The 23137-nt window shown below is 67.3% G+C and carries 23 protein-coding genes; 11 read left to right on the top strand and 12 right to left on the bottom strand.

What is annotated here, in order from left to right:
• Positions 1-11: 11 nt before the first annotated feature.
• A complete protein-coding gene (locus tag BLU77_RS14960; protein ID WP_245708886.1) occupies positions 12-1331 on the bottom strand; it encodes a glycoside hydrolase family 125 protein in 1320 nt (439 codons plus the stop codon).
• Positions 1332-1604: 273 nt separating this feature from the next.
• On the opposite strand from BLU77_RS14960, the gene BLU77_RS14955 reads away from it, so the two are divergent.
• The 3 genes from BLU77_RS14955 to BLU77_RS14945 are packed head-to-tail and all read left to right on the top strand — an operon-like array spanning position 1605 to position 4724.
• Entirely contained in the window at positions 1605-2903 is a 1299-nt protein-coding gene (locus BLU77_RS14955) for an ABC transporter substrate-binding protein (RefSeq protein WP_089773878.1), read from the top strand.
• Positions 2903-3859: a carbohydrate ABC transporter permease gene (locus BLU77_RS14950; protein WP_089773877.1), complete on the top strand. Its 957-nt coding sequence runs from the start codon at positions 2903-2905 to the stop codon at positions 3857-3859. Before BLU77_RS14955 ends, BLU77_RS14950 begins: the two co-directional genes overlap by 1 nt.
• Positions 3852-4724, top strand: coding sequence for a carbohydrate ABC transporter permease (locus tag BLU77_RS14945; protein ID WP_089773876.1), 873 nt, complete (start codon positions 3852-3854; stop codon positions 4722-4724). The genes BLU77_RS14950 and BLU77_RS14945 overlap by 8 nt, the downstream gene beginning before the upstream one ends.
• Before the next feature lie 100 nt (positions 4725-4824).
• Here the strand turns inward: BLU77_RS14945 and BLU77_RS14940 are convergent, their stop codons facing one another.
• A complete protein-coding gene (locus tag BLU77_RS14940; protein WP_089773875.1) occupies positions 4825-5157 on the bottom strand; it encodes a VOC family protein in 333 nt (110 codons plus the stop codon).
• A gap of 98 nt (positions 5158-5255) precedes the next feature.
• On the opposite strand from BLU77_RS14940, the gene BLU77_RS14935 reads away from it, so the two are divergent.
• Positions 5256-5702, top strand: coding sequence for a winged helix-turn-helix transcriptional regulator (locus BLU77_RS14935; protein ID WP_245708885.1), 447 nt, complete (start codon positions 5256-5258; stop codon positions 5700-5702).
• A gap of 170 nt (positions 5703-5872) precedes the next feature.
• Entirely contained in the window at positions 5873-6337 is a 465-nt protein-coding gene (locus BLU77_RS14930; protein WP_089773874.1) for a hypothetical protein, read from the top strand.
• A gap of 104 nt (positions 6338-6441) precedes the next feature.
• On the opposite strand, the gene BLU77_RS14925 is transcribed toward BLU77_RS14930, so the two are convergent.
• Positions 6442-7881 carry a sulfatase family protein gene (locus BLU77_RS14925; protein ID WP_089773873.1) on the bottom strand — a complete coding sequence of 480 codons (1440 nt, stop codon included), beginning with the start codon at positions 7879-7881 and terminating at the stop codon, positions 6442-6444.
• A 76-nt stretch (positions 7882-7957) separates the two neighbouring features.
• On the opposite strand from BLU77_RS14925, the gene BLU77_RS14920 reads away from it, so the two are divergent.
• Together BLU77_RS14920 and BLU77_RS14915 are read left to right on the top strand one after the other, a co-directional pair.
• Complete coding sequence (locus BLU77_RS14920) at positions 7958-8737, top strand: GntR family transcriptional regulator (RefSeq protein WP_089773872.1); 780 nt, start codon at positions 7958-7960, stop codon at positions 8735-8737.
• A 148-nt stretch (positions 8738-8885) separates the two neighbouring features.
• Positions 8886-10211 (top strand): class I SAM-dependent methyltransferase, encoded by a 1326-nt coding sequence (locus BLU77_RS14915; protein WP_175477128.1) that lies wholly within the window; start codon positions 8886-8888, stop codon positions 10209-10211.
• Between the two features lie 32 nt (positions 10212-10243).
• Here the strand turns inward: BLU77_RS14915 and nrdF are convergent, their stop codons facing one another.
• From nrdF to BLU77_RS14890, 5 genes are all read right to left on the bottom strand, one after another.
• Positions 10244-11218, bottom strand: a complete 975-nt coding sequence (gene nrdF, locus BLU77_RS14910) for a class 1b ribonucleoside-diphosphate reductase subunit beta (protein ID WP_089773871.1) — start codon at positions 11216-11218, stop codon at positions 10244-10246.
• 83 nt (positions 11219-11301) lie between these two features.
• Positions 11302-13407, bottom strand: a complete 2106-nt coding sequence (gene nrdE / locus BLU77_RS14905) for a class 1b ribonucleoside-diphosphate reductase subunit alpha (protein WP_089775848.1) — start codon at positions 13405-13407, stop codon at positions 11302-11304.
• 32 nt (positions 13408-13439) lie between these two features.
• The gene (gene nrdI / locus BLU77_RS14900) at positions 13440-13841 is read right to left on the bottom strand and encodes a class Ib ribonucleoside-diphosphate reductase assembly flavoprotein NrdI (RefSeq protein ID WP_089773870.1); all 402 of its coding nucleotides are present in this window, start codon (positions 13839-13841) and stop codon (positions 13440-13442) included.
• A gap of 85 nt (positions 13842-13926) precedes the next feature.
• Positions 13927-14184 (bottom strand): glutaredoxin-like protein NrdH, encoded by a 258-nt coding sequence (nrdH, locus tag BLU77_RS14895; protein ID WP_089773869.1) that lies wholly within the window; start codon positions 14182-14184, stop codon positions 13927-13929.
• A gap of 519 nt (positions 14185-14703) precedes the next feature.
• Positions 14704-15933 carry a CehA/McbA family metallohydrolase gene (locus BLU77_RS14890; RefSeq protein WP_139177790.1) on the bottom strand — a complete coding sequence of 410 codons (1230 nt, stop codon included), beginning with the start codon at positions 15931-15933 and terminating at the stop codon, positions 14704-14706.
• Between the two features lie 162 nt (positions 15934-16095).
• Here BLU77_RS14890 and BLU77_RS14885 point away from each other — a divergent pair, with 162 nt between their 5' ends.
• A complete protein-coding gene (locus BLU77_RS14885; RefSeq protein ID WP_089773867.1) occupies positions 16096-16380 on the top strand; it encodes a ribbon-helix-helix domain-containing protein in 285 nt (94 codons plus the stop codon).
• Positions 16377-16691, top strand: a complete 315-nt coding sequence (locus BLU77_RS14880; RefSeq protein ID WP_089773866.1) for a type II toxin-antitoxin system RelE/ParE family toxin — start codon at positions 16377-16379, stop codon at positions 16689-16691. The genes BLU77_RS14885 and BLU77_RS14880 overlap by 4 nt, the downstream gene beginning before the upstream one ends.
• A gap of 115 nt (positions 16692-16806) precedes the next feature.
• Here BLU77_RS14880 and BLU77_RS14875 read toward each other — a convergent pair whose 3' ends face one another.
• The gene (locus BLU77_RS14875) at positions 16807-18150 is read right to left on the bottom strand and encodes an MFS transporter (RefSeq protein WP_245708884.1); all 1344 of its coding nucleotides are present in this window, start codon (positions 18148-18150) and stop codon (positions 16807-16809) included.
• 112 nt (positions 18151-18262) lie between these two features.
• Entirely contained in the window at positions 18263-18523 is a 261-nt protein-coding gene (locus BLU77_RS14870) for an SHOCT domain-containing protein (protein WP_089773865.1), read from the bottom strand.
• A 215-nt stretch (positions 18524-18738) separates the two neighbouring features.
• On the opposite strand from BLU77_RS14870, the gene BLU77_RS14865 reads away from it, so the two are divergent.
• Together BLU77_RS14865 and BLU77_RS14860 are read left to right on the top strand one after the other, a co-directional pair.
• Positions 18739-19863 carry a sensor histidine kinase gene (locus tag BLU77_RS14865; RefSeq protein ID WP_175477127.1) on the top strand — a complete coding sequence of 375 codons (1125 nt, stop codon included), beginning with the start codon at positions 18739-18741 and terminating at the stop codon, positions 19861-19863.
• Positions 19860-20513, top strand: coding sequence for a response regulator (locus BLU77_RS14860; RefSeq protein ID WP_089773863.1), 654 nt, complete (start codon positions 19860-19862; stop codon positions 20511-20513). The genes BLU77_RS14865 and BLU77_RS14860 overlap by 4 nt, the downstream gene beginning before the upstream one ends.
• An 89-nt stretch (positions 20514-20602) precedes the next feature.
• Here BLU77_RS14860 and BLU77_RS14855 read toward each other — a convergent pair whose 3' ends face one another.
• The gene (locus tag BLU77_RS14855; protein ID WP_089773862.1) at positions 20603-22285 is read right to left on the bottom strand and encodes an FAD-binding oxidoreductase; all 1683 of its coding nucleotides are present in this window, start codon (positions 22283-22285) and stop codon (positions 20603-20605) included.
• Positions 22282-23037: a lysophospholipid acyltransferase family protein gene (locus BLU77_RS14850; RefSeq protein WP_089775844.1), complete on the bottom strand. Its 756-nt coding sequence runs from the start codon at positions 23035-23037 to the stop codon at positions 22282-22284. The genes BLU77_RS14855 and BLU77_RS14850 overlap by 4 nt, the downstream gene beginning before the upstream one ends.
• Between the last annotated feature and the right edge of the window lie 100 nt (positions 23038-23137).

Here is a 23137-nt window from a genome sequence, read left to right as displayed (position 1 = left end):
GTGCACCTGCCCTACACCCGGTCCGGCACGTGGTGCCCGAGCTGGGCCAGCACCAGCTCGCAGAACATCGAGTCCGCCCAGGAGAACCACTCACGGGTGAACCGATCAGGCTGGTCCACGTGGTAGGACTCGCTCATCCGGCCGCGCTGACCTTGCGTCGCGACGAGCAGCTCCAGGCACTGCCTCGCCTCGTCAGAGTCCTGCGCCGTCAGACCACGCACGGCGGTGGCGATCGGCCACACATAGCGCGGCGGTGTGTGCGGGCTGCCCACCCCGTCCCCGGTGGTCCCGACGGCGTAGGTCGGGTTGGTCTCGCTGAGCACCAGGGCACGGGTGGACAGGTAGGTGGGGTCGGCCGGGTCGATGCCGCCGGTGAGCGGCAGCGAGAGCAGGCTGGGCATGTTGGCGTCATCGGTGAGCAGGTGATGCCCGAGTCCGTCCACCTCGTAGGCCCACACGGTGCCGTGCTTGGTGGGAACGCGGGCGTGCTCGGCCACGGCGGCCTCGATCTCGTCGGCGAGGACGCGGGCGTCGGCGGCCAGGGCGGCGCGGGTCTCGTCGATATCGCCGAGGGTGGCGTCGTTGAGAGCCGCATCGGTGAGCTCGCCGAGCGCGCGGAGTGAGGCGACCGCGAACAGGTTGCCAGGGACGTTGTAGTGGTAGGTGCAGGCGTCGTCACTGGGGCGGAAGGCGCTCCAGGTCATCCCGGTCACGGCCACCGGGCTGCCCTGACCACCAGTGAGCGAGTCCAGCGGGCCGGCATCGGCCTCGGTCCGTTCGAAGATGTAGTTCGAGCGGGCCGCGTGATCCTGCTCGGTGCGGATCGTCTCGATCGCCGCGCGTCCCGCGCGGGCGAAGGCGCCGTCGAGGTGATCGGTGCGTCCGGTGGCCAACCAGAGCTGGTGGGCGAGCTGGATCGGGAACGCGAGCGAGTCCACCTCGTACTTGCGCTCCCAGGTCCACGGGGTCATTGCAGTCCGGTCACTCTGATGGCCGGCACCGGTGGGGCCATCGTTGAAGGCGTTCGCGTACGGGTCCCGCGTGATCTGTGCGCACTGGCGCCGGACGATCGCGGCGATCAGATCGGCGAGGCCGTCGTCGAGGTGGGCCAGGGCCACGTACGGGCGCATCTGGGCAGCGGAATCGCGCAGCCACATGGCGGGGATGTCACCGGTGAGCACGAACGCCGTCCCATCAGGGCCCGGTACCACCGCGTCGGAGAGGGTGCGGCGCATCGCATGTCCGAACATCGTTGCAGTTGTCTCCCCGAATGCTGCGTGGGCGTCGGCGATCAGCCTCTCGAGCAGTGCCGAGTCAACGGCGCCTCTCACCTGTCTCGTCATTCGTGTGCCGCTCCCTGTTTCCGTGTGTGATCCGCGAGAGGGATCGATCAGAGGTCATCGTCTCAAGAAGGTGCAGGCAGGACTCCCCTGGCATGGGCGCACGTCGTCGGTCGGCCCCACCTGACCAGCGCGACCTGACATACGCGCACCTTCGGCATTTAAGGCAATAGGTGGCAACTTCCCGCGCACGCAGCACCCCTGGCGACTATCGTCAAGGAGTGCCACACGGCATGCCACTTTCGACGACGAAAGGACACGGCAATGGAACTCAGCCGTCGACACCTTCTGGCCATGGGAGCCCTTGGCGCTACGGGCGCCGCCGCTCTCGCCGGCTGCCGCCGCGGAGGCGGCGGTGGCGGGACATCCGGCGAATCCGGAGGGACCGGAACACTGCAGTTCACCTGGTGGGGCAACGAGGTGCGCAACGCGAACACCGCCGATGCGCTCGATGCCTACATGGAGGAGAACCCAGACATCACCATCGAGCCGCAACCCGGTGAGTGGGCCAGCTACTGGGACCGCCTCGCCACCCAGACCGCCGGGAACAACGCCCCGGACATCATCCAGATGGATATGCGATACATCAGTGAGTACGGGCAACGGGGTGCCCTGCTCGATCTCGCCGAGCACGGGGTGGATACGTCCAACTTCATCGAAGGCACCGCAGATTCCGGAATGATCGAGGGCGCGCTCTACGGCATGAACGCCGGGATCAACACTCCGATGGTGTTCGCCAATCCGGAGGTCTTCGAGGCCGCCGGGGTGGACCTGCCGGACGACATGACCTGGACCTGGGAGGACTGGCTGGAGATCGCCACCGCCATCTCCGACAGCGGCGCGGCCACCGGCACTCAGGCGATCATCGCCAGCGACGCGCTCTTCGAGGCGTGGCTGCGCCAGCAGGGCAAGAGCCTCTTCGCTGAAGGCGGCGAGATCGGATTCGAGGTCGATGACCTGCGCGGGTGGTTCGATCTCGGGATGCGGTTTGCCGATGCCGGTGCCACGCCCAGCCCCTCGGCGATCAACGAGGACTTCACCAAGCCGTTGGACCAGGCGGACTTCGTGGTGGGTAACACGGCGATCGCGCAGTACTGGTCGAACCAGCTGCAGGCCCTCGAGACGTCGGCGGGAACTGAGTTCCGACTCCTGCGCTTCCCGAGCATCGAGGGCGATGCCCTGCAGCGCGCCGCGTGGTACAAGGCGTCCATGCTGTGGTCGATCTCGGCCGAGACCGAGGACCCGGAGGCCGCCGTGGCCGTGATCAACTGGTGGATGAACAGCACCACAGCCGCCGAGATCGAGCTGGCCGAGCGAGGCATCCCACCGAACGGCGAGATCTCCGCCGCGATCCGGGAGCAGCTGTCGGAGCCCCAGCAGCGGGTTTCCCAGTTCATCGAGGACATCGAGCCCGAGCTGGCACAGACCCCGGTCGCGCCAGCGCCCGGAGGTCAGACGGACGTGTTCCTGCAGCGTCACGCCACGCAGCTGCTGTTCGGTGACGCAACCGTCGACGAGGCAGCCCAGGGCTTCTACGACGAGCTCAGCGCTGCTATCAGCTGATGTCCGCGATATCCGAACTGTCCCATCTGAAGCAGAAGGGGCCGGTGACCCCGGAGCAGCGGGCTGCGCGGCGTAAGGAGCAGTCTCATGACAACAAGGCGGCGTATCTGTTCTTGTTGCCGTGGCTGGTGGGGTTGTTCCTGTTCACGTTGGGTCCGATCCTGGCGTCGCTGTATTTGTCGATGACCGATTACAGCCTGATCCAGGCGCCGAACTTCCTCGGGTTGGACAATTACGAGCGGATGCTCACTGATGGGCGGTTGCATCAGTCGCTGAAGGTCACCCTGATCTATGTGGGTGTGGGTGTGCCGATGCAGCTCGCGCTCGCATTGGCGGTGGCGGTACTGCTGAACAAGGGCATGCGCGGGTTGGCGTTCTACCGGTCGGTGTTCTATCTGCCCTCGATGTTGGGTGGGTCGGTCGCGATCGCGTTGTTGTGGCGTCAGATCTTCGGCACGACCGGTCTGGTGAACCAGGTGCTGCAGTTCTTCGGCATCGATGCCACGACGGGGTATGTCTCGGACCCGGATTATGCGTTGTGGACGTTGATCTTGTTGAACGTGTGGACCTTCGGTTCACCGATGGTGATCTTCCTGGCGGGGCTGCGCCAGATCCCGTCGATGTACTACGAGGCGGCGGCGTTGGATGGTGCGGGCCGGCTCTCGCAGTTCGCCCGGGTCACGATGCCGTTGCTGTCACCGATCATCTTCTTCAACCTGGTGCTGCAGATCATCAACGCGTTCCAGTCCTTCACCCAGGCATTCGTGGTCTCCAACGGCACCGGGGGACCGTCGGACTCGACGTTGTTCTACACGCTGTACCTGTACGAGCAGGGCTTCGCCCGGTTCGACATGGGCTACGCCTCGGCGATGGCCTGGCTACTGCTGCTGATCATCGCCACGTTCACGGCGGTGAACTTCCTCCTCGCGAAGTACTGGGTGTTCTACGATGACTGAGACGATCGCCGGCGAGATCGCCGCCCCCCGCACCGCGAAAGACCACGCACGCAGCATGCTCAAGCACGCGGTGCTGATCGCGGTCAGCCTGCTGATGATCTACCCGCTGCTGTGGATGATCGTCTCCTCGTTGCGACCCACCGAGGTCATCTTCCGCACACCGGGCCTGTGGCTGAACGAACTGTACGTGGAGAACTACTCCGAGGGATGGTTCGCCCTGTCCCAGGCCTTCGACTGGTACCTGGTCAACTCCGCGATCGTGGTCACCGGGGCGATCATCGGGAACCTGATCTCCTGCTCACTGGCCGCCTACGCCTTCGCCCGGCTCAGGTTCCGGCTGCGCGGGCTGTGGTTCGCGATCATGCTGATGTCGATCATGCTGCCCATCCACGTCATCGTGGTCCCGCAATACATCATGTTCAACGCCTTCGACATGGTGAACACGTTCCTACCGCTAGTGCTGCCGAAGTTCGTGGCCACCGACGCGTTCTTCGTGTTTCTCATGGTCCAGTTCATCCGCGGGGTCCCCCGTGAGCTGGACGAGGCCGCCACGATCGACGGCGCAGGTCACCTACGCATCTTCGGACAAGTACTGATCCCGCTGATGATCCCGGCGCTGGCCACCACAGCGATCTTCACCTTCATCTGGAACTGGTCAGACTTCTTCACCCCGCTGATCTACCTGACCAGCCCCGACATGTACACCGTGCCGGTGGCACTGCGTTCGTTCCTGGACGCCACCTCCGGCTCCAACTGGGGTGCCATGTTCGCGATGTCCATCGTCTCCCTCGTACCGATGTTCCTCGCGTTCCTGTTCGGGCAGAAGTTCCTCGTCAAAGGCATCGCCACCACCGGCGGGAAGTAGACCCCCGCACGCACAGCGCGAGGGTGGCCCCAGTGTCGCGATCCTTGTGGTCGACCACACTGGAGCCACCCTCGCGTCGCACTGTGGCCGCGGAGTGACCTCAGGATCCGGTGATAACCACGCGGTTGCCGTCGGGGTCGGTCAGCGGCAGGATGCGTGCTCCGCCGCCGGGTTGCGGACCGTCGTGGTGGATGCCGGCCTGAAGGGCATGGTCGGCGGCAGCGTCGAGATCAGTCTCGTGCAGCACCATGGTCGAGTTCCCGGAGCGGTCGGGTTCGGACCACACCTGCACCCCGAACGTCTCGCCGAGGTGCCACTCGATCAGGCCGGGCATGGGGCGAGCATCGGGCTCGCGACCGAACAGTCGGGTGTACCAGTCTTCGGCGCGCCCGAGGTCGGTGACGGTGCATTGGGCATACACGCTGCGGATCATGATGCCGCCCTCCTGAGGTGGTTGTTATATGCAAGCACCTGCAGCGAATCACAGGTGGTGGTAGATTGCAACCAGTTCTGCTCGACTAAGGAGGAACGATGACGACCCCGCGGTCGGGCTGCCCCACCAATGCCGCCGTCGAAGCGCTCGGCGATCGCTGGAGCCTGGTGGTGCTGCACGACATCATGTTCGGCGACAGGCGGCACTTTCGGACCTCGCAGCGCGAGTCCGACGAAGGCATCGCCTCGAACATCCTCGCCCGTCGCCTGCGTGACCTCGTCGCCGCAGGACTGCTCACGCGGGAGGGTCCCGGTGCCGGACGCCGCGCCGCCGCCTACAGCCTCACCGAAGCGGCCATCCAGCTGGTACCCGTCCTCGCCGAGCTCGGGTGGTGGGGATTGCGCCATTGCCCGACGAGCGAACCCCTACGCGTGCGCGCACAGGTACTTGACGACGGCGGTCCTCAGCTCTGGGAGGAGTTGATGAACTCGCTCCGCGAACGCCACCTGGGCATGCCGCCACCGGAGACCGGGGGCCATCTGTGAGCGAACAAATCGACGCTGCCTACGTCGAGGCGGTCTAGGGAGCGCCCCGAGACCAGGTCTCGACCAGAGCGTGCGGGCCATCCACCATGCAGTCCGCCTCACGAACCGCCAACAGCGGTACCACGCGGCTCAAAGAGTGAACTGTCCGCCGTGCACGCTACCCTCGCATCATGTCCACGACGAAGCGGAACGTTCTGGGCGCGGTGTTCGCCGTCGCTGGCGTCATCGCAGCGGTGGTGCTGATCGTCGGCCTTCTCGATTCGGATACTCGCACCGTCAACGTAGGTGCGATGACGGGCGGCGACGACGGTTCAGGACAACAGTGGACCGAGCCGGACGCGATCGTTCGCTGCGGTTCGGTGCTGTCCGGACCTGCTACCGATCCCAGCGATCGGCAGGCGCGCGACGACGCGGAGCCGTCGAACGAGACGGTCGATGGTTTGCCGGTCATCGCCGAAGACGATGCGTCGCGGCTGGACGATCCGTCGCTCAGCCGAGTCGGTGACTGGGTCGCTGCCACCTGCGACCGCGCCAGACAGCAGCGGCTGGGGACAAGCGTCCTCTGGGGTGCGGGAGCCACACTCGGGTTTTCCCTGGCTGCTTCCGCCTGGATGCGGCGCCCAGAACGTAGCTAGTGTCGCGCGGCACTGGAGCTGCGGTGGTCGGCTGAGTTGGCCGCCGGAGGACCGTCCCACTGCCCGTCGAACGGCTCTGGAGCTGACACAGCCCGCGTCCCCGATCAGCCGACGTACGGCGCGTCCTGGTACTGCTCCTGCAGGCGGGCCAGCTCACGCTCCAGCTCGGCCCGCGTCTCCGCATGGGCGGGATCGTCGGCGATATTGGTGAGCTCGTTCGGGTCGGCGACGAGATCGTACATCTCCCAGGCCGGCGGGAAGGTCTTGTCGGATGACCCGTCTGTACCGAGTCCGTCGGCGTAGAAGTAGACCAGCTTGTGCGTCTTGGTCCGGACGCCGTAGTGGGCCCAGACGTGGTGGTTCGGATCGTCGTGCTCCCAGTAGCGGTAGTACATCGACTCCGGCCAGTCCTCGGGCGTCTCCCCCTCGAGGAGGGGCAGGAAACTGCGGCCCTGACCGGTCGGCAGCTCGTCACCTGGGTCGATGCCGCACGCCTCGAGGAAGGTGGCCGCGAAGTCGATATTGGTCACGATCTCGTCCGTCACCGTGCCCGGGGCGATCCGGTCCGGCCACGCGATCATGAGCGGCATCTGCAAGGACTCCTCGTAGATGAAGCGCTTGTCGTACCAGCCGTGGTCGCCGAGGAAGAAGCCCTGGTCGGAGGTGTAGACGACGATGGTGTTGTCCGCGAGACCACGCTCGTCGAGGTGGTCCAGCACGCGACCGACGTTGTCGTCCACCGACTGCACGGTCTGCAGGTACTCGCGCAGGTAGCGCTGATAGAACCACCGCGTGCGCGCCTCGCGGTTCTCCTCGCCGGCGAGTTCCGGGGGCATCTCCTCGCGGATGTCACGGTCGGGAAGATCGTCGCTGATCCGCATGTTCGCGACCGAGGCCGCATCGCTCCGGGTCGCGTAGTCGTCGAAGAGGGTGTCCGGCTCGGCGATGCTGCCGACCGGGTACAGGTCCCGATGCTTGGGGTGCGGCACCCACGGCCGGTGCGGCGCCTTGTGGTGGATCATCAGGCAGAAGGGGTCCGAACCGGACTGCTCGTCCAGCCAGTCCAGGCTCAGGTCAGTGACGATATCGGTGGCGTACCCCGGAACTGTTGTTTCGCCGTCGGGGCTGATCATGACGGGATCGTTGTACTGGCCCTGGCCAGGGAACACCTGCCAGGCATCGAAGTCCTCGGAGCGCGGCAGGTGCGGCTCGGTCTCACCCAGGTGCCATTTCCCGAACAACGCCGTCCGGTAGCCCGATTCGCGCAGCACCTGCGGGAAGTTCGGGACGCGGTAGTCGATGTGGGAGTAGATGCTGGTAACGCCGTTCACGTGCCCGTAGGTACCGGACAGGATCGAGGCGCGCGACGGCGAACAGATCGAGTTCGTGCAGAAGCAGGAGTCGAGCCTGGCTCCCCTGGCTGCTAACCGATCCATGTGCGGGGTGTGGTTGACCTTGCTCCCGTAGCAGCTGATCGCATGGGCTGCGTGATCATCGGTGAGGATCAGCACGATATTGGGGCGAGACTCACGAGACACAGACATACCGTCCAGCGTACTAGATCTCTGGAATCTAGTACTCTAGATAACTCACCGCAACGTCCGGCTCTGGAGGGCAACAATGACGGCGGACACCCGACCTGCCCACGCGACGATCGCCCAGAAGCTCCGGGACGAGCTCACCCACTACGCACCGGGCGACCAGTTTCCGGGGGATCGCGAGCTCGCCGCGCGATTTCAGGTGAGCCCCATGACGGCGCGGCAAGCTGTGGCTGCGCTGGTGACCGAAGGCCGGGTGTACCGGGTGCGCGGCAGTGGCACCTACGTGGCCGAGCAGCCCGTCCACCGGCGGATGAGCCGGTTGCTCTCGTTCACCGAGCACATGAGACGGCAGGGGCGTATCCCCTCGGCCGCCGTGGTGAGCATGTCCGAACGGGACGGGAGCCGGGAGGAGAACGCGGACCTCGAGCAACCGGGTGAGGGTTCGGTCATCGCGCTCAGCCGTGTCCTCAACGGTGACGGCGTCCCCTTCGCTGTGGAGGACGCCGTCCTGCCGCTACGGTGCGCAGCCGTTCGCGACGCCGACCTGACCCGTTCCCTGCACGCCGCACTGGGTGAGTGCGGGCACCGTCCCGTGCGCTCCCGGGGCACCATGACGGCCGAGCCTGCCACTCCTCAGCACGCCAAGCTCCTCGATGTCGCGATCGGCACAGCCCTCATGGTGCAGCGGCTGCTGCTCGTCGACGAGCAGGAACTCCCGGTGCAGCTCGTCGTCGTCCGCTACGTGGGTGAACGGATCGTCTTCGACATCGATCAGGAGCGTCCGGCGCATCTTGACCAGCCAGGGGGCCCGGTGGATGCGCCGTACACCTTCCCGTCCTTGAACTCTGATGTTGGCTGAGTGCTTGCTGGCTTGACGCCGCAACATGCCCCGGTCGTCCGTGCACCTCGGCAACGCCAGCTTCGTGAGAGGGCCCAAGCCATCGGGCTCGCCGCACGGATGCGCTGAGCCAGCGGACGTACGGCCGAGGTGCCCTAGTGTGGACAGCATGGCGTCGACGGTCCGCGAAGCGTTCGACGCATTCGCCCCACACATGCGACGGCGGCCGGATGTCGAGGCGCACGATCTGGTGGCGGCCGACGCAAGCGATCGGCTGATTCTGGAATCGGCCGGCCTCGATCATCCGGAGCCGGCCCGCGAGACCACTCCCGCCATCGGACCTCCGGAGCGACGCATTCCGGCGACGTCCACGACAACTGCGCCCGTGGCACGTGTGGTCGTGGTGGGGGATCGGTACGGTGCGCTCACGCTGCCGCTGGCTGCCGCGAACTTCCGGGTCCACGTGCATCAGGACGCCCTCACCGGAGAACGGGCGGCGCGGCTGAACGCCGTTGCCGTCGGGCTGGTGCAGGCGTCGGACGTCGCCAGCATCGTGGTGCCAGGGGTGAGCTGGCACCCACTGGACGGCGACCTGTTCGCGGGTGCGACTCTCGTGCTGATGCAGTTGCCGCGGTCGCTCGGCGCGCTCGACGAAATCGCAGGCCTGATTGCGGCCCACGCCGACCCGGCGGTTCGCGTCGTTGCGGGCGGTCGCGTGAAGCACATGGCACCCGCGATGAATGGCGTGCTGGCCAGGCACTTCGACACCGTCACGGCCGACAGAGGCGTCGGCAAGTCGCGGGTGCTGCGTGCATCGGCCCCACGAACCCGGGTGCGACCGGCCACCGAACGGCCGGGCCCGAGCGCACGCCCCGCTCACCCCGGCGCGCTGACCTGGCCACGTACAGAACGCGACGAGGCGACAGGACTGACGATCTGCGCACACGGCGCCGCGTTCGCCGGCGCGGGCGTCGACATCGGCACGCGTCTGCTGCTCAGCGTGCTCGACCAGGCGCCGGACGCGTCGCGGGTGATCGACCTGGGGTGCGGCACAGGCATCCTCGCGGTGTCCTACGCACGGGCGCACCCCGATGCACGGGTGATCGCCACCGACCAGTCCGCGGCTGCCGTCGCGTCGGCAACCGCGACGGCCATCGCGAACGGAGTCGCCGCTGGGAGTGGATCGGCTCCGCATCCAGTTCGCGGCGGGCCGCCTGGCGTCACCGTGGTCCGGGACGACGCACTCGGCACCCAGTCCGACGCGTCGGCCGATCTGATCATGCTCAATCCGCCGTTCCACTCCGGCGCTGCGGTGACTGCTCGGATCGCGCCACGCCTGTTCGCCGACGCGGCCCGCGTGCTGCGACCCGGTGGCGAGCTGTGGTGCGTGTGGAACTCGCACCTGCGCTACCGGCCGCAGCTGGAGGCGAGCGTCGGCGCTACCCGGCAGATCGTGCGGGATCCGAAGTTCACCGTCACGGCTTCCGTGCGATAGCAGACGGCGCACACCACCGGGATCTCACCGGATCAGAAGTCCCAGTCCTCGTCCTCGGTGTTGACCGCCTTGCCGATCACGTAGGAGGAACCGGACCCGGAGAAGAAGTCGTGGTTCTCGTCCGCGTTCGGGGAGAGGGAGGAGAGGATCGCCGGGTTCACCGCGGTCTGGTCACTGGGGAACATCCCCTCGTAGCCGAGGTTCATCAGCGCCTTGTTCGCGTTGTAGCGCAGGAACGCCTTCACGTCCTCGGTCAGGCCGAGCGGGTCGTAGAGGGCCTCGGTGTAGTCCTCTTCGTTGTCGTAGAGCTCGAAGAGGAGCTCGAAGGTGTAGTCCTTCAGCTCCTGACGCCGCTGCGGCGTCTCCTGCTCCAGACCCTTCTGGTACTTGTACCCGATGTAGTACCCGTGCACCGCCTCGTCCCGGATGATCAACCGGATCAGGTCCGCCGTGTTGGTCAGCTTCGCCCGGGAGGACCAGTACATCGGGGCGTAGAAGCCCGAGTAGAACAGGAAGGACTCGAGCATCGTGGAGGCGACCTTGCGCTTGAGCGGGTCGTCACCCCGGTAGTACCCGAGCACGATCTCGGCCTTGCGCTGCAGGCTCTCGTTCTCCTCCGACCAGCGGAACGCCTCGTCGATCTCGGTGGTGGAGATCAGCGTGGAGAAGATCGAGGAATAGCTCTTCGCGTGCACCGACTCCATGAACGCGATGTTCGTGTAGACGGCCTCCTCGTGCGGGGTGAGGGCATCCGGGATCAGCGAGACCGCACCCACCGTGCCCTGGATCGTGTCCAGCATCGTCAGCCCGGTGAAGACCCGCGTGGTCATCAGCTGCTCGGCCTCGGTGAGGGTGTGCCAGGACTGGATGTCGTTGGACAGCGGCACCTTCTCCGGCAACCAGAAGTTGTTCACGAGGCGGTTCCACACCTCGACGTCCTTCTCGTCCTGGATCCGGTTCCAGTTGATCGCCGACACTCTGCTCACGAGCTTGAGCTTCTCTGACACGGGTACTGCTCCTTGGTTCACGCGAAGATTGAGTCCTGCAAGAGGTGACGGGCTCACGCTCAGGTGCGCTCCGCCGTCGTGGGTCACAGTGCGCAGCTGACGCAGCCTTCCACCTCAGTCCCCTCCAGCGCGAGCTGGCGGAGCCGGATGTAGTACAGGGTCTTGATGCCCTTCTTCCAGGCGTAGATCTGTGCCTTGTTCACCTCACGCGTGGTCACCGTGTCCTTGAAGAACAGGGTCAGGCTCAGCCCCTGGTCCACGTGCTGAGTGGCGGCGGCGTAGGTGTCGATGACCTTCTCGTAGCCGATCTCGTACGCGTCCTGGAAGTACTCCAGGTTGTCGTTGTCGAGGAACGGCGCCGGGTAGTAGACCCGCCCGATCTTGCCTTCCTTGCGGATCTCGATCTTCGAGGCCACCGGGTGGATCGAAGAGGTGGAGTTGTTGATGTAGGAGATCGAGCCGGTCGGCGGCACCGCCTGCAGGTTCTGGTTGTAGATGCCGTGCGCCTGCACCGACTCCTTCAACGCCGCCCAGTCCTCCCGGGTGGGCAGCCGGACTCCGGCCTCGTCGAACAGCTGGCGCACCCGCTCGGTGGCCGGCTCCCACGTCTCATCCAGGTACTTGTCGAAGAACTCACCGCTGGCGTAGGTGGAGTTCTCGAACCCCTTGAACGCCTTGCCGCGCTCGATGGCCAGCTTGTTCGACTCCGTGAGCGCGTGGAACAGCACCGTGTAGAAGTACATGTTCGTGAAGTCCACGCCCTCGGCGGAGCCGTAGTGGATCCGCTCCCGGGCGAGGTAGCCGTGCAGGTTCATCTGCCCGAGGCCGATGGCGTGCGAGTCGTTGTTGCCCTGCTCGATCGAGGGCACCGACCAGATGTGCGTCTGGTCCGAGACCGCCGTCAGCGCGCGGATCGCCGTGCCCACGGTCTTGCCGAGGTCCGGGGAGTCCATCGAGAGCGCGATGTTCAGCGAGCCCAGGTTGCAGGAGATGTCCTTGCCCACGTGGTCGTAGGAGAGATCGTCCTTGTAGGTCGAGGCGGTGGAGACCTGCAGGATCTCCGAGCACAGGTTCGAGTGCGTGATCTTGCCCTCGATCGGGTTCGCCCGGTTCACCGTGTCCTCGAACATCACGTACGGGTAGCCGGACTCGAACTGGATCTCGGCGAGGGTCTGGAAGAACTCGCGGGCGTTGATCTTCTTCTTCTTGATCCGCCCGTCGTTGACCATCTCGCGGTAGTGCTCGCTCACGTTCACCTCGGCGAACGGCTTGCCGTACACGCGCTCCACGTCGTACGGGGAGAACAGGTACATGTCCTCGTTGTTCTTCGCCAGCTCGAACGTGATGTCCGGGATCACCACGCCCAGGGAGAGGGTCTTGATGCGGATCTTCTCGTCCGCGTTCTCCCGCTTGGTGTCCAGGAACCGCAGGATGTCCGGGTGGTGGGCGTGCAGGTAGACGGCGCCCGCCCCCTGGCGCGCACCCAGCTGGTTCGCGTAGGAGAAGGAGTCCTCCAGCAGCTTCATCACCGGGATCACCCCGGAGGACTGGTTCTCGATCTTCTTGATCGGCGCCCCGTGCTCACGGATGTTGCTCAGCAGCAGCGCCACACCACCGCCCCGCTTGGACAGCTGCAGGGCGGAGTTGATCGCCCGCGCGATCGACTCCATGTTGTCCTCGATGCGCAGCAGGAAGCACGAGACCGGCTCACCACGCTGCTTCTTCCCCGAGTTCAGGAAGGTCGGGGTGGCCGGCTGGAACCGGCCGGAAATAATCTCGTCCACCATCATCGTGGCGAACTGCTCGTCACCGTCGGCCAGCGTGAGCGCCACCATGCAGACCCGGTCCTCGAACCGCTCCAGGTACCGCTTCCCGTCGAAGGTCTTCAGCGTGTACGAGGTGTAGTACTTGAACGCACCCAGGAAGGTCTGGAAGCGGAACTTCTTCCCGTAGGCGTGGTCGAAGAGCTGCTGCACGAACTCCCGGGAGTACTTCTCGAGCACCTCAGTCTCGTAGTAGCCGTGCTCGACCAGGTAGTCCAGCTTCTCCGCGAGGTTGTGGAAGAAGACGGTGTTCTGGTTGACGTGCTGCAGGAAGTACTGGCGCGCCGCCTCCCGGTCCTTCTCGAACTGGATCTCCCCGTTCGGACCGTAGAGGTTCAACATCGCGTTGAGCGCGTGATAGTCCATGCCGGGTGCGTCGATCTCGGTCGCGTCGTCGATCACTGCCTGAGCCAAAACTGTCCCAATCCCTCGCGGACGCGCATGACGTCCTCAGTGGTTCCTAGTAGTTCGAAGTTGTAGAGGTGCGGCACCTGACACTTGCGGGCCACGATGTTGCCCGCGAGGCAGTAGCCCGAACCGAAGTTCGTGTTCCCTGCGGCCACCACCCCACGGATCAGTGAGCGGTTCTTCTCGTCGTTGAGGAACCGGATCACCTGCTTGGGTACTGCTCCTCTGCCGTTCCCACTGCCGTAGGTGGGCGTGAACAGCACGTACGGCTCGTCCACGTGCAGCGCATCCTCCCCGGGGCGCAGCGGGATCCGCCGCGCCGGAAGATCGAGCCGGTCGATGAACCGGCGCGTGTTCTCCGACGTCGAGGAGAAGTACACGATGCCCGTCACTGCTGTGACACTCCCACTGGGTGATACGTGCGGTTCGGCGATGCAGTGATGGCGGCCGAGCCGTTGCCCGGCCCCCATCGTCGGATCAGGCCAGTGCGGAGGAGGTCTGCGAGACCCCCACAGCCGCGAGCGCCTTGATCTTGTCCGGACGGAAGCCGGACCAGTGGTCCCCACCGGCGAACACCACGGGGGCCTGCTGGTAACCGAGCGCCTTCACCGACTCCAGGGCCTCGGCATCGGTGGAGATGTCCACCACCTCGTAGTCAAGACCGTGCTTCTTGAGCGCGCGGTACGTGGCGTCGCACTGCACACAAGCCGGCTTGCTGAAGACGGTGATAGTCATGATCGGCGTCCTTCCTCGTCATTTCTGTGCTCGTTCTCGGCGATGTCCCCCTGGACTTTCCGCCATGTAACTACATCCGTGTCATTCGTCGGAGCCGCTGCGTCGGCCTCGACGTCGTGCGACTAGAGAGACACTACACCTTGTGGTGGCTGATCCGTGAGACCCCTAGTGGTTGTGTTGGCGTGTCGGGTCACATGCGTGTCATCCACAGCCTGACGGCGTGTTGCTGTGGACTTCTGGGCCCCATCTGTGTACGACCTGGGGGTCACCCTGTGGGTAATCGGTGGCCGGTCCGAGTTGTCCACAGAACAGCCCCTCCCCATCCACACCCCCGACGGCGGAGCACGTGTCCGGGAGGTGACGAGTCCCCTGGTCTGTGCACACCCGGGTGGGGTTACCCACACCCGCCACACCTCGTATCGCTCTCCCCTGTCCGACTCTTCGTCCGACACAGGTTCGGCGGTCTGACTCTTCCGCCACGGCGTGTCGGACCGCCGACCGTGGTTCGCAACGGGCGTGTCACGGGCTGATCGCGAGGAGGCGACGATCCGGTGCCGTGAGTCGGAAGGGCCCGCGCCCTGCTCGCTCCCGCGGGATGCGGGCGAGGTCGCCGGTCACCAGCTGCTGGCGGCCGTCGATATCGGTGAGCACGGCGCCCTCGGCGCCGATGGCGACCAGTTCCTCGCCCACGCGCAGCAGCACCGCTGAGTCCGGGCCAGGGTGGGAGATCGCGGTGCGCCCGGCGGCCATCCCGGCCAGGATCGCCTCGGGCGCGGCCGACTCTGCCGCGACCCAGGTGGTGGGGGTACCCGGCAGGTAGCCGTGATCGGGATTGTGGTAGTCGCTGCCACCCAGGAGCACGGCGTCCTGCCGCCAGGTGGGCCACAGCCCCCAGGGTTCGGTGGAGCGCAGGTCCCGGAACCAGGTGATGTGCCACAGTTCGACGGCCTGCGGGAGTGAGGGGACCCGGTGCTGCCACGCCCACTCACCCTCGAGGGGGTGGTTGATGCTCACCAGGCCGCCACGGGCCTGCGCGTCGGCGATCCACTCGTCGGCAGGTCGGCGGAAATCGATCCATCCGACGTCGCCGAAGACGTTGGCATGCCCACGCGCGGTGGTCACCTCCTGCCCGGGCAGGAGCGTGAGGTCGAGTGCGGCGCCCAGGTCCGGGAGCAGTCCGTGGTGCGAGACCGTGTTGTGCTCGGTCACGGCCAGGAAGTCCAGTCCGGCCGTGACGGCGAGCGCGGCCAGCTCGGCCAGGGACTGCTCGCCGTCGGAGTGGGTGCTGTGGGCGTGCAGATCGCCCGCGTACCAGGTCAGGCCCGGCTCGGCAGGCAGCAGGCGGGTACTCCCCCAGGGTGCCGCCTCGCTGGGCGGCATCGGTGCGGGCTCAGGGTCGATCGGCGACTCCGCCGGACTGATCACCGTCACCGTGACCTCGATCGGGTCGGCGGGGAGCCGGTAGAGGCCGAGCTGGACGGACCACTCCCCCGGTTCCAGCTCGCCGGGCAGATATCCCGGCGTGGCGACGGTCGGGCCGATGACGAACCGGTCGCGTGCCCCGCCGGACCAGCCGCGCCAGCCTGCCGGGCCTTCGCAGCCCAGGTCGATGACGCCGGCCTCGGTGTCGTAGGCCAGGCGCACCTCGACGGTGTCGGCCCCGGGAGGCAGGTCGAAGGGAACGGTGGGATAGGGCGTCGCGATCAGGTCGGCCAGGCCGAGCCGGAGGCGATGGACGGTGCGAGGCACGCTCACCACCCTGCCACGAGGAGGCCCAGGCTGTCCGGGTCGCGATCCCGTGCGAGGGTCATCCGTCTGGCGATGACGAGCCACGTAGCCGGTAACCCCGCTATGGCTCATTTCTCTCTTGCGCTGCACGAGTAGGATTTAGTCATATCGAAAGGGTGCACTATGCGCACGACGAAGCAACTCAGCATCACACTTCCGAACACCATGGCCGACGCTCTCCGCGAACGCGTCGCCTCCGGCGCGTATGCCAGTGAGAGCGAGGTTGTCCGCGACGGTCTACGCGCCCTCTTCGCGCGTGACGAAGCCGTCGAGACGTGGCTGCGCACCGAGGTCACAGCTGCCTACGACGAGCTGCGGGCCGACCCGTCGCAGGCGATCAGTTCCGAGCAGATGCGCAGTCACCTCGCAGAACTCCACGCTCAGCGGCTGTCCGAAAGTGACACGTGACCCGCAGCATCGTCTACTCACCGCGAGCCAGACAGCAACTCACTGACCTCTACCGCTGGATTGCCGCGGCGTCAGGGTTCCCCGACCGTGCCGAAGGATACGTCTCTGCGATCGTCGACTACTGTGACGGCCTTGCGAGCTTTCCCTTCGTCGGTGTGGCCCGCGATGACCTCAGGCCGGGCATACGCACGATCGGGTTCCGCCGCCGCGTGGTCATCGCGTTCGCTGTGACCGAGGAGTCCGTCGAAATCCTCGGCGTCTATTACGGCGGCCGCGACTACGAAACCTTGCTGCGCACCGACACTGACTGACGCGAGTCACTACGCAGTCACGCTCGTGATGAGCGAGGCCCGGGCAAATGAAGGATCTCCTCGGTGGTGGCCGCCTCGCGCCCGAAGTCGTCGGCTGTCAGGACCAGAGACCGGGTCACTGCGCTGTCCCTGCCTCGGGGACCTTGATGAAGCGGGAGGCGACGGCGCCGATCACGGTCAGGGCGAACGGGTAGACGGTGAGGTAGATGCGGAATGCCTGGCCCGGATTGCTGCCCGGGTCGTCACCGGAGTTGTAGCCGAAGAACACTCCGAGCGAGGTGAGCGCGAGTCCGGTGATCACCCCGTTGAGGCGCCCGAAGAACCCGAACGCGGAGAGGAACAGGCCCTCGCGGTGCTCCCCGTGGGTGGCCGCGTCGCCGTCGAGCACCCGCGCGACGATCAGGTCGTTGGTGGCGAGCATGCCCGACCAGCCGAGACCGAGCACGGCGCCGGCGAGGATGCCGGTGACCAGGTCGGTGGCGAAGAACAGCGCGACGAATCCTGCGGCCAGCACCAGGAACGCGATCCGCCACATCCGTGGGGCGCCGAACCGGGCCACCAGGCGGGTCCACCCCAGCAGGGCGAGGGCCGTGACGGCGATCACGGCTCCCTGCAGGTAGAGGGCGTTGGCGACCGGAAGACCCAGGCTGTAGCGCACGTACAGCTGCACACCGCTGAGCACGAGGGCCATCGCGATGCCGTAGCAGGCTCCCACCAGACCGACCTGCCAGAACAGCGGGTTGCGCAGCACCGAGCCGATCGCGGGCAGGAAGCGCGGCCGCTCCCGGGTGGAGTAGCGCGGGTTCTCCCGGACCGACAGGGCCATGAAGACGATCACCACGACCGCGATCCCGCCGTAGATGATCGCGGTGGTGGTGAACCCCTCGGTGGTGGTCTCGGTGCCGAGCACCTGCGTGGTCAGCAACGGCGTCACGGCGAGAGAGATCACCAGAGCCACGAGCTGGAAGCCCTGCCGCAGCGAGTTGGCCACCGCCCGACGGCGTTCGGCCGGGAAGAGCTCGGGGAGCAGGGCGCCGTAGTTGGCGTTCAGGAGTGAGTCGAACGCCTCACACAGGATCGCGAAGACGGCGAACCACAGCACTACGCCGATGCCGTCCAGCGAGTCCGGTGCGGAGAAGAACGCCACCATGCAGGCGGCCAGCATCGGCCCGCCGACCAGGAGCCACGGCCGGCGGCGGCCGAACCGGGTGCGGGTGCGGTCGGAGAGGAAACCCAGGACGGGGTTGTCGATGGCGTCGATGATCGCGTAGACGACCATCACCGCCCCGTAGGCACGTACGTCCATCCCGAGGATGTCGACGTAGTACAGGATCATCGATCCCTTGATCAGGTTGATCGGGATCGAGGTGCCGAACATGCCGATGGCATAGCGCCACGGCGGAGTGGGGCGCACCGATGCACCGGTCGTGTGGGTCGCCGGGACCTCCGAGTGGGTCACATCTGCAGTCAAGGGCAATCCGCCGTCGTGGGCAAGGCCTTCCTGCTCGCCGAGCGCAACCTGGTGCGGCGTCTACGCGAAGAACGCCGCACAAGGTTGCGCCCGGCCGGGGTTAGGTGCGCTCGCGCAGCTCGGCGAGCATCCGGCGGTACTCGGTGGCGTCGATCTCGCCCTGGGCGAATCGCTCGGCGAGTACCCGTTCGCCGGCGCGGGCGCCGGCGGTGCGCATGTGCTTGCGCCGGCTCAGGATGACGGCGGTCGCGATCCCGCCGATGACGACGAGCCAGAACAGCGGAATGAGGAAGAAAGGGAACGGCGGGCCGTAGCCGCCGTGCCAGGGTCCGTCTGCGAAGACGTGTCCGATGAGCTCCATGAGGGGCCTCCTTGTTCGGTGGTGGGACGTCCTCCAGGCTTCTCCGCCGGCGAGCCGACGGCGTCCGCTCCGGGACGTGACTGTGGCTACGCCCTCGTGCGTAGCCGAGCGGTGGGCCACCCCGTTCGGTGGCGCCCGGACTACGACACCGGACGTAGCCGAGGATGCGACGGGGAGCGGAGGCAGGCGCCGGTGATCGGGGTGAGGATGGGCGCATGCGAGAACGGTGGCGTGCGCGCGAGATCGTGCCGGCCGCCCTGGGCGTGGGCGCGATCGGTCCGCTGACGCTGATGGCCCAGCGCTACTCCCCCGGGAGCCGCGATCTCGACGCCGGCGGCATCGCTCTGATCATCGTCGCTGCCGCCGTGCTGCTGCTGCGTCGGCGCCGGCCGGTCCTCACCCTCGCGGTCACGAGCGTCGCGGTGGCCGGCTACCTGGCGGTCGGGTATCACATCGGACCCATCCTGGCCGCGTTCTTCCTGGGCATCTACTCCGTGGGTCGGCACTGCCGACTGCGGATCGCGGCGATCGCCGCCGCGGGAGGGCTGCTGGTGCTCGCGAGCAGCGCGCTGGTGCGCGACAGTGTGACGCCCTCACTCTCCGGCCTCGGATTCCTCGGGGCGTGGACCGCCCTATGGCTGGCGATCGGCGTGGCGGTCCGCCAGCGTGGGCGCGCCGTGCAGCGGGACCGGGCGGCCGAGGTGCAGGCCCTGGTGGACACCGAACGCCTCCGCCTCTCCCGGGACGTGCACGACGTGGTCGGCCACGGGCTGGCGGCCATCAACCTGCAGGCCTCGGTGGCGCTGCGAGCCGCTGGCCGGGACGACGAGCGCGGGCGCGCACGGGTCCAGGAAGCGCTGAGCGCGATCGAGACGACGAGCTCGGCCGCGCTCGACGAGCTGCGCTCGGTGCTGGCCGGGATGCCGACGACTCCTGGCACGTCCCTGGCGCCGTCCCCTGGGCTGGACGGTCTCGCGGACCTGGTGGAGCGGATCAGTACACCGACACGGCCGGTGCGCCTGCACGTGGAGAAGGCGCCGGCCGCTCTGCCCGGCGCAGCGGACCTGGCCGCCTACCGGGTGGCGCAGGAGGCGCTCACGAATGCCGTGCGGCACGGAACCGGAGAGGTGGATGTGACCCTCGCGCAGACCGAGGGTGCCGTCCGGCTGACGGTGAGCAACGCCGTCGGGCCGGACTCCGACGACGGGACCGAGCGCACCGGGATGGGCCTGCCGGGCATGCAGGACCGGCTGGCAGCCGTGGACGGCACACTGACGACCAGCGTGGCCGACGGTAGATTCTGGCTCGTCGCCACGATCCCGACCCCGGAGGCGCCATGATCTCGGTACTCGTCGTCGACGACCAGGACCTGGTGCGTCGTGGCCTGACCGCCCTGCTGGAGGACGAGGACGACTTCGAGGTCGCCGGCGAGGCTGCAGATGGTCTGGACGCCGTGGCCGTGGCGCGGCGAGCGCGTCCGGACGTGGTGCTGATGGACATCCGGATGCCCGGAGTCGACGGCCTGGAGGCGACCCGGCGGATCGGCGCGGACCCGACGCTGAGCGCCACCCGGGTGATCGTGCTGACCACCTTCGAGACTGACGAGTACGTGCTCGAGGCGCTGCGCGCCGGGGCCGGCGGGTTCCTGCTCAAGGACGCGGGCGCCGAGGAGATCCTGCACGCGATCCGGCTGGTGCACGAGGGGCAGGCCCTGCTCGCACCGTCGGTGACCCGGCGGGTCGTGCGCGAGCTGCTCTCCACCCGGGCGCGGCCGCTCGCCCCGCACCCGCGGATCGACGACCTCACCAGCCGCGAGCGGGAGGTGGTGGCGCTGGTCGGGCGCGGGCTCTCGAACGCCGAGATCGCCGAGGAGCTCGTGCTCAGCCCGGCCACGGCGCGCACCCACGTGAGCCGGGCAATGATCAAGCTCGCCGCCCGCGACCGGGCGCAGCTCGTGGTGTTCGCCTACCAGTCCGGCCTGGTCGACTGACCCTCCGCCACACGCGCTGCCGAACGCAACGTTGTGCGGCGTCTACGCGAAGAACACCGCAGAACGTTGCGTTCGGCGAGGGGGTCGGGTTACCACTCCCGGTCGGGCGGGAGCAGGGTGCCCGGGTTGAGGTGCCGGCCCGGGTCGGCGGACTGCAGCAGCCCCACCATCAGGTCCACACCGGCCGGCGAGATGTCCTGCTCCATCCACGGGGCGTGGTCGGTACCGACGCCGTGGTGGTGGGAGAGCGTGCCGCCGTGGTCGATGAAGGACTGCTGGATCGCGGACTTGACCACGTCGTACTGCTCCAGCTGCGGGGAGTCCTCGCGCGGCGGGAACGCGAAGGTGAAGTACAGGCACGCCCCCGAGTGATACGAGTGCGAGAGGTGGCACATGATGAAGCCCTGCACGTCCAGCTCGGCGAACGCCTTCCGCGCGGCCCGCACCGTCGCCACGTATACCTCGCCCAGGCGGGACCACGGGGTCGCCGTCTCGGAGACGTCCCCGAGTGCCCCCCGGTCGAGCAGGAAGTCGCGCAGGTACGGGGTGTCGAACTTCTTCTGGTCGTACATCGAGCCCGGGCCCTTGCCCAGCTTGATGCCGCCGTGACGGCCCACGATCCGGCCCACCTCGGACTTGTCGGCCCGGACCTTCGCGGACCCGCCCTCGTAGCCGATGTAGGAGATGCAGACCTTGTTCAGGTCCCAGCCCCGGCGGCGGAGCAGCTCGAAGAGCCCCTCGCCTACCTTGGACGACAGGCCCTTGGACTCCTTGCGGGTGGCCAGGGAGAACGCCGTCTCGTTCGCGTCCGAGACGCGCGTGATGCTCGGCGTGGCGTCGGAGACCGAGATCTCCTGCATGGCGGCGATCCCCGCCGCCCAGTTCGGGAACAGGTAGGCGATCACCTCGCGGTTCTCCGGCAAACGGTGCACGTGCACCCACGCCTCGGTGATCACGCCGAGGCGCCCCTCGGAGCCGAGGATCATCTCCCGCACGCTCGGACCGGTGGAGGTGCTCGGCAACGGCCGCAGCTCGACCACCTTGCCCGGCAGCACCACCCGCATCCCGCGCGTGATGTCGGCGATATCTCCATACTTGTCGGACTGCATGCCCGAGGAGCGGGTCGCGATCCACCCGCCCAGGGTGGAGTGCTTGAACGAGTCCGGCTGGTGTCCCATGGTCCAGCCCTGCTCGGTGAGCTGGGCCTCCAGGTCCGGGCCCAGGCCACCGGCCTGCACCCGCGCCAGACCGGCATCGGAGTCGATCTCGAGTACCCGGTTCAGCCGGCCCAGGTCGAGCGAGACGACCGGGCGGTCCTCCCCCGCCTGCGGGGTCAGCGAGCCGGAGATGTTGGACCCGCCGCCGAACGGGATCAGCACACCGTCGGCTGCGACCACCTGATCGACGATCTGCTGCACCTCAGCCTCGTTGGCCGGGTAGACCACGACGTCCGGCAACCGCGGCAGGTCACCGGCGCGGACCCGCACCAGGTCCCGCAGGCCCTTGCCGTAGGTGTGCACCACCCGGTCCATGTCGTCGGTGGTGATGTGGTGGTCACCGACGATCCGGCGCAGGCTGCCGCCGAGGTCGTCGGGCAGCCGGGACGCGGGCACGTCTAGCTCCTCGAACGCCGGCGGGCTCCCGGCCGGTCCGGACACGTCGATCCCGAGCACATCGTGCACGAACGGGGCAAAGCCAGGCTTGTCGTCAGGGTTGAAGGCCACCCCTTCGACACCCCAACCCCACCACTTCTGGTGCACGACGTCGGTCATGAGATCCCTTCCTGCGCATCCGGCATGTCGTTCTCCGCCCGGCCGGTCTCTCCGGACTCGGCGCGGTCGTCCTCGGTCACCAGCACGTACGACGTCTGCATCGTGTGCATGGCACGTACCCGCGCCGTCAAGCGAGCGTTCAGATCGGCCAGCGCCTCCCGCGGGCGCACCCGCACGGGCTTACCGATCAGCACCTTCACCGGCATCCGCCCCGACTTGGGCCAGAACGTCCCCGGCGGCATCGCATCGTGCGCCCCCACCAGCGCCACCGGCACGATCGGCACCCGCAACGCACGTCCCAGCGCGGCGGCGCCCGGGGTGAAGTCGGCCATCTCCCCGGTCCGCGAACGTGTGCCCTCCGGGAAGATCAGCAGCGGCACCCCCTGCCGCAGCAGCGTCACCGACAAGCCGGCCGACTTGCCTCGCGACTTGCCGCGCTCCACCGGGTAGGAGTTGAAGAACAGCGACGTCAGCATGCTGCGCCACGTGGAGGAGTAGAAGTAGTCGGCCGCCACCGCGGTGGCGACGTTCTTGGTCACCGAGTACGGCAACGCAGTGATGCACAGCGGGGCGTCCAGGTGGCTGGAGTGGTTCGCCACCACGATGAACGGACCGTCCAGGTCGGCCACGTGCCGCTCCCCCTCCACGGTGACGCGCACGTTCGAGAAGATCACCGACCGCAGGATCAGCCGCTGCGCGAAGTACCGCGCCCAGCGGTGCAGGGGCGAGTGGTAGCGGGAGGTCTTGCTCATCCGTTCCCCCTCTGGTCTGAGCACTGCGGTGCCTCGCTCCGCCGCCACTCGTTCCTCGCGCCAGCTACGCGGGGGCTCCTCGTACTCAACTCTTCCGCCC

It is taken from the genome of Ruania alba (genome assembly GCF_900105765.1).
Classification (GTDB): domain Bacteria; phylum Actinomycetota; class Actinomycetes; order Actinomycetales; family Beutenbergiaceae; genus Ruania; species Ruania alba.
The sequence above is the reverse complement of the archived record's forward strand: the minus strand, read 5'-3'. Positions and strand labels throughout refer to the sequence as shown.

Bases quoted from the DNA above. Each gene is read 5' to 3' on its own strand.
- BLU77_RS14955 (WP_089773878.1), top strand. From the start codon at position 1,605: ATGGAACTCAGCCGTCGACACCTTCTGGCCATGGGAGCCCTTGGCGCT.
- BLU77_RS14950 (WP_089773877.1), top strand. From the start codon at position 2,903: ATGTCCGCGATATCCGAACTGTCCCATCTGAAGCAGAAGGGGCCGGTG.
- BLU77_RS14945 (WP_089773876.1), top strand. From the start codon at position 3,852: ATGACTGAGACGATCGCCGGCGAGATCGCCGCCCCCCGCACCGCGAAA.
- BLU77_RS14940 (WP_089773875.1), bottom strand. From the start codon at position 5,157: ATGATCCGCAGCGTGTATGCCCAATGCACCGTCACCGACCTCGGGCGC.
- BLU77_RS14935 (WP_245708885.1), top strand. From the start codon at position 5,256: ATGACGACCCCGCGGTCGGGCTGCCCCACCAATGCCGCCGTCGAAGCG.
- BLU77_RS14930 (WP_089773874.1), top strand. From the start codon at position 5,873: ATGTCCACGACGAAGCGGAACGTTCTGGGCGCGGTGTTCGCCGTCGCT.
- BLU77_RS14925 (WP_089773873.1), bottom strand. From the start codon at position 7,881: ATGTCTGTGTCTCGTGAGTCTCGCCCCAATATCGTGCTGATCCTCACC.
- BLU77_RS14920 (WP_089773872.1), top strand. From the start codon at position 7,958: ATGACGGCGGACACCCGACCTGCCCACGCGACGATCGCCCAGAAGCTC.
- BLU77_RS14915 (WP_175477128.1), top strand. From the start codon at position 8,886: ATGGCGTCGACGGTCCGCGAAGCGTTCGACGCATTCGCCCCACACATG.
- nrdE (WP_089775848.1), bottom strand. From the start codon at position 13,407: ATGGACTATCACGCGCTCAACGCGATGTTGAACCTCTACGGTCCGAAC.
- nrdH (WP_089773869.1), bottom strand. From the start codon at position 14,184: ATGACTATCACCGTCTTCAGCAAGCCGGCTTGTGTGCAGTGCGACGCC.
- BLU77_RS14885 (WP_089773867.1), top strand. From the start codon at position 16,096: ATGCGCACGACGAAGCAACTCAGCATCACACTTCCGAACACCATGGCC.
- BLU77_RS14870 (WP_089773865.1), bottom strand. From the start codon at position 18,523: ATGGAGCTCATCGGACACGTCTTCGCAGACGGACCCTGGCACGGCGGC.
- BLU77_RS14865 (WP_175477127.1), top strand. From the start codon at position 18,739: ATGCGAGAACGGTGGCGTGCGCGCGAGATCGTGCCGGCCGCCCTGGGC.
- BLU77_RS14860 (WP_089773863.1), top strand. From the start codon at position 19,860: ATGATCTCGGTACTCGTCGTCGACGACCAGGACCTGGTGCGTCGTGGC.
- BLU77_RS14855 (WP_089773862.1), bottom strand. From the start codon at position 22,285: ATGACCGACGTCGTGCACCAGAAGTGGTGGGGTTGGGGTGTCGAAGGG.
- BLU77_RS14850 (WP_089775844.1), bottom strand. From the start codon at position 23,037: ATGAGCAAGACCTCCCGCTACCACTCGCCCCTGCACCGCTGGGCGCGG.